The following is a 3,757-nucleotide window of genomic DNA, read 5'->3' as shown; positions in this document are numbered from 1 at the left end:
CGGCCGCTGCAGCCGCAGCACCAGTTCGATCAGCTCTTCCTTCGTCAGGCGCTGCAAATCAGTGCGATCCATGGCCCCATGGATTCAGGAATTGCGCCTGATGACAAGGGCGTGGGTAATTACCGACGACCTGCATCATCGCATCACGGATCGGCTCGATTTCATGACCATGAGAGCACTGGTGAACACACCATAGGCGGCGGCGATGATACTCTCGCGTGAAAACAGCATCCCCGAGATCCTCGCGAGCAAGGCCCATACACTCTACCACGTACGGCGTGCGTTGCCTCCGTGCAATATTCACAAACCCGTAGGTTATGCCGGGCAGGTTTGCCGCCGCTCGTTGTCGAAGCTTATTAAGATCCATTCGATATTTATCCAACAGCGGTGTGCATCAGGGCAGGTTGCACCATCAGCGGCTGACGCGAGCGGATCTGATAAATTATGGCGTGGTCCCAGCAGTGTCCTGGCAGCAGAGGGTTTACCTTAAATAAGAGCCTCGTCTGGAATTCCGTGCCTTTAGCCCTCATATGGGTCAGTTTACCACCGAAAGGACATCCTTTGTTCGAGAAGAAAGACAGCTACACTCCTACGGAAGCGAAGCGGGCCTATGATCACCTGGACCGGTTTGTTGCCGAGAAGACCATGAGCCCGCGACAGGCAGGTGCTCATCGCAGGCACATCGCTAACCACACTCGGGTCGCGTTGAAGTCTTCCTATACGGCGCGAGCCGCACAACGTGCGAAGACCGAGATCGTGAAGCTGACGGAAGCTGGGACAATCACCATGAAGTCGGCAGCAGCATATCGGGCGCATATTACCAAGCGCACCGAAGCGGCGTAGTCTCCATGCGGCAGGGCGGTCTCACAGCCGTCCTTATCCCTATCTCTTGACGGCTTCCAGGCCCTCTGGCAACTTCGCAAAAGTTACCACCAGATCAAGGGCTTACACCAGATATGATCAAATCCGAACTGGTCCAGAAGCTCTCTGAGCAAAACCCGCACCTGTATCAGCGTGACATCGAGAAGATTGTAAACGCGATCCTCGATACCATCAGTGATGCCCTTGCACAGGGCGGTCGGGTCGAGCTTCGTGGCTTCGGGACCTTCTCAGTTAAGAAGCGGGATGCTCGTACCGGACGCAATCCTCGTACGGGCGAGGCCGTATCCATCTCCGAAAAGGTGGTTCCTGTCTTCAAGACGGGAAAAGAAATGCGTCAGCGCCTCAATCCGGCATCGCAGAAACGAGTTAAGAGAAGCGTAGCGGGTGCAACTGATGTTAAGGGCCTCGTAGACGCTTAATCTCCTGGAAGATCGCTTCAGTCTCCTTGAACCGGCGTTCGGCCTCTCCCTGCTTATGCGCTGGATAGGTATCCGGGTGGAGGACCACACGGAAAGACCTTCTGGCGGCCACTAAAACGTGGTTTGGACAGTTCTCATCAAGTCCGACCTTTCGATACAACGACTTTGAACGTTCAGCGGCGCAATCCTGGGCAACCATATGAGCCCGAACACGGCTGCGCTCTTTTATCAGAATCGATATGAGGGAGATCACGTCATCACGCTCGTCCTTCATCCGACCAAGAGCGCCGAAAAGAATCTGAACCACGCTATCAGCGGAATGATGGTCCTCGATAAGGAACTCGTCATAGCTGGACTTTGCAGCCTTTGCGGTCCACTCGCTGATGCACTTATCACCTTCCTCGAAGAACGGTTCGATACCCATCTCTCTGTCTGATCCGCTGGGATGCTCCTGGCCTATCCGAGCCTGCTCTTCACCCTGACGCCGCTTTCGTTGCTGTCTCTGCCCAAGAACCTCCTCGCGTCGGGCCTGATAGGACGCTGTTCGAGATTCATCACTCACTCGGTCGCTATCCTTCTCAGACAACGAGAACTCTGGTGGTCGCCATTCTGGCTTCCAGCGATTCCACCATGGAAACTGTTTTCGAACCTCACTCTCAGCATCCTTGCGCCTGGGCCGGGGTTCGGCTTGGAGGAGAAACGCAAGGAGGTCCTGAGGATCTGCGATGTTCGATCTGGATGGTCGAGGCGGGGCATTCGGATGGATGCTCATGGCGATGGAGCCTCAGGGTCGAAAAATCAGGCTCGCCAACAGGTTGCCTTTTCCAAGCAATCGCCCCGCAGCATCACGGGTTTCGCTCAGTTTCTTGTCGTAGTACCCGAGCCAGCGTCCAGTCGCATCACGGGCATCGATCCTACCCGACACACCGTTGCTCTCGTACCATCCGAGCACCCTTCCGGCTCTGTCTCGGACGACTTCACGCGACATCGACAACCTCCGCGATTGCCTGATCGAGTTCATGGTCGAACTCATTAAGCCTGAGACGATTGCCGGTGCCGCCCCAATGGCCCAGCAGGTTCATGATGCCCCTGGTGCGCGGATGAGCGTCCTCCGAACACAGCGCTGGGATGCCGAGTGTTTCAAGTTTTTTGCGGAGAGCGGCTGCTGCCATAGGATCGACGCGCCCATTGCTCTTGGCGTAGATCTCAGTCAGGACCCACATGCCATTCGTCAGGCGGTGACACTGGGCTACCAATCCGGGTGGCTGTCGCCATTCAAGAAGGACCTGTGCCCCTTGTGCGAGGTAGATGATGCGGCTGGATGCGCAATTGCGAAAGCGTCGCCCGAGCGAGGTCATCGCCTTGCCTGAGGTCATTACCGCGAGATCGGGATCGTCCTCGGGAATTGGCAGACGCACAGGAGGTTGGTCCACCTTCTCAAGCCACCGGCTGAACAGCGCTCCCAGGTCAGTCTTTTCTCCCAGGTCTTCAATAGACTGGCGGATGGCTTCATCAGTTGCAGATGAGACCGTACCCCGGACAAGAGCGAGTGCCGCATTCGCGTCATCTGCCTGAGACGCCCCATAGAGGCGCTTCAAGACGTTCTGATGGGCAAGAATGGGATCAAGGCGGCTGATGACCTCGATATGCGTGGCAGTGATCGAACCGCTGCGCTGACGCAGCACGTTCCGCCGCACCCGATTCTGTGGGTCTGAAAAGATTTCGAACAGCGTGAAGTACAAGCTGGGTTTACGAAGCGGCTCATCGCCGATCCGACTGAGGACGCCGAGGAAGCCGTCCGGAACATCGCCGAAAGCAGCTTGGACGATCTCCCGTGCCCGTGCAGCCATCAACGTGCGAGCAATCTGCTCGGAGGTCTGATGGATCTGCTCGTCGGCAGGTGCGAGGGACCGCAGGCGAGCGGCGAGGGTCTCAGGACACTCTCGGGTTAGGGCAGCCAGGGCGGCGAAGATGGACTGACGCCTGCGGGACGACGCGTAGAAGATGAACTTCAAGAACGACGGAGAGGCGGTATCCAGTTCGACAGCGATGCTTAGGGGCCAACCTGAGAAGGAACGGGGACGGACGGCATTGCTCGCGGGAAGTGGGTTCAAGGGCTGGCTCCATGTAACCTCGAATCATCCGAGACTCGCATGGATCAACAATCTGTCTACTAATTTCGCTGTCCTCTAATGGACTTGAGCGATTCTGAAGTGGCCGGGAAGCGTACTATTTCAAAACGAACCTCAGGGAAGCGATGCTCTGTTAAAAGACATGCTCCCAGTGAAAACTTGAACTCGGTGTTGTCAGAATTGTTTGATTTACGCCCTGACCTGTAATTACCCACGCCCTTGTCATCAGGCGCAATTCCTGAATCCATGGGGCCATGGATCGCACTGATTTGCAGCGCCTGACGAAGGAAGAGCTGATCGAACTGGTGCTGCGGCTGCAGCGGC

General features: G+C 56.5%; 7 protein-coding genes. 3 read left to right on the top strand and 4 right to left on the bottom strand.

The annotated features are described in order from the left end of the window. The 3 genes from ACS5Q1_RS46985 to ACS5Q1_RS46975 form a co-directional block, all read left to right on the top strand. A partial coding sequence (locus ACS5Q1_RS46985; protein ID WP_473104641.1) for a hypothetical protein occupies positions 1 to 222 on the top strand: 222 nt, incomplete at its 5' end. A 339-nt stretch (positions 223 to 561) separates the two neighbouring features. Then, complete coding sequence (locus ACS5Q1_RS46980; RefSeq protein ID WP_473104640.1) at positions 562 to 843, top strand: hypothetical protein; 282 nt, start codon at positions 562 to 564, stop codon at positions 841 to 843. A gap of 113 nt (positions 844 to 956) precedes the next feature. Further along, the gene (locus ACS5Q1_RS46975) at positions 957 to 1,301 is read left to right on the top strand and encodes an integration host factor subunit beta (protein ID WP_473104639.1); all 345 of its coding nucleotides are present in this window, start codon (positions 957 to 959) and stop codon (positions 1,299 to 1,301) included. Here ACS5Q1_RS46975 and ACS5Q1_RS46970 read toward each other — a convergent pair. From ACS5Q1_RS46970 to ACS5Q1_RS46955, 4 genes are all read right to left on the bottom strand, one after another. Further along, positions 1,279 to 1,863, bottom strand: a complete 585-nt coding sequence (locus tag ACS5Q1_RS46970) for a hypothetical protein (RefSeq protein ID WP_473104638.1) — start codon at positions 1,861 to 1,863, stop codon at positions 1,279 to 1,281. The genes ACS5Q1_RS46975 and ACS5Q1_RS46970 overlap by 23 nt on opposite strands. A gap of 222 nt (positions 1,864 to 2,085) precedes the next feature. Beyond that, positions 2,086 to 2,289 carry a hypothetical protein gene (locus ACS5Q1_RS46965; protein ID WP_473104637.1) on the bottom strand — a complete coding sequence of 68 codons (204 nt, stop codon included), beginning with the start codon at positions 2,287 to 2,289 and terminating at the stop codon, positions 2,086 to 2,088. Continuing rightward, positions 2,279 to 3,415 (bottom strand): hypothetical protein, encoded by a 1,137-nt coding sequence (locus ACS5Q1_RS46960; protein ID WP_473104636.1) that lies wholly within the window; start codon positions 3,413 to 3,415, stop codon positions 2,279 to 2,281. Before ACS5Q1_RS46960 ends, ACS5Q1_RS46965 begins: the two co-directional genes overlap by 11 nt. Before the next feature lie 59 nt (positions 3,416 to 3,474). Beyond that, on the bottom strand, positions 3,475 to 3,757 hold a 283-nt coding region (locus ACS5Q1_RS46955), incomplete at its 5' end, for a hypothetical protein (RefSeq protein WP_473104635.1).

This window comes from Microvirga sp. GN3, assembly GCF_055792825.1.
The sequence above is the reverse complement of the archived record's forward strand: the minus strand, read 5'-3'. Positions and strand labels throughout refer to the sequence as shown.

Coding starts and splice junctions, on each gene's coding strand:
- ACS5Q1_RS46975 (WP_473104639.1), top strand. CDS start 957: ATGATCAAATCCGAACTGGTCCAGAAGCTCTCTGAGCAAAACCCGCAC.
- ACS5Q1_RS46965 (WP_473104637.1), bottom strand. CDS start 2,289: ATGTCGCGTGAAGTCGTCCGAGACAGAGCCGGAAGGGTGCTCGGATGG.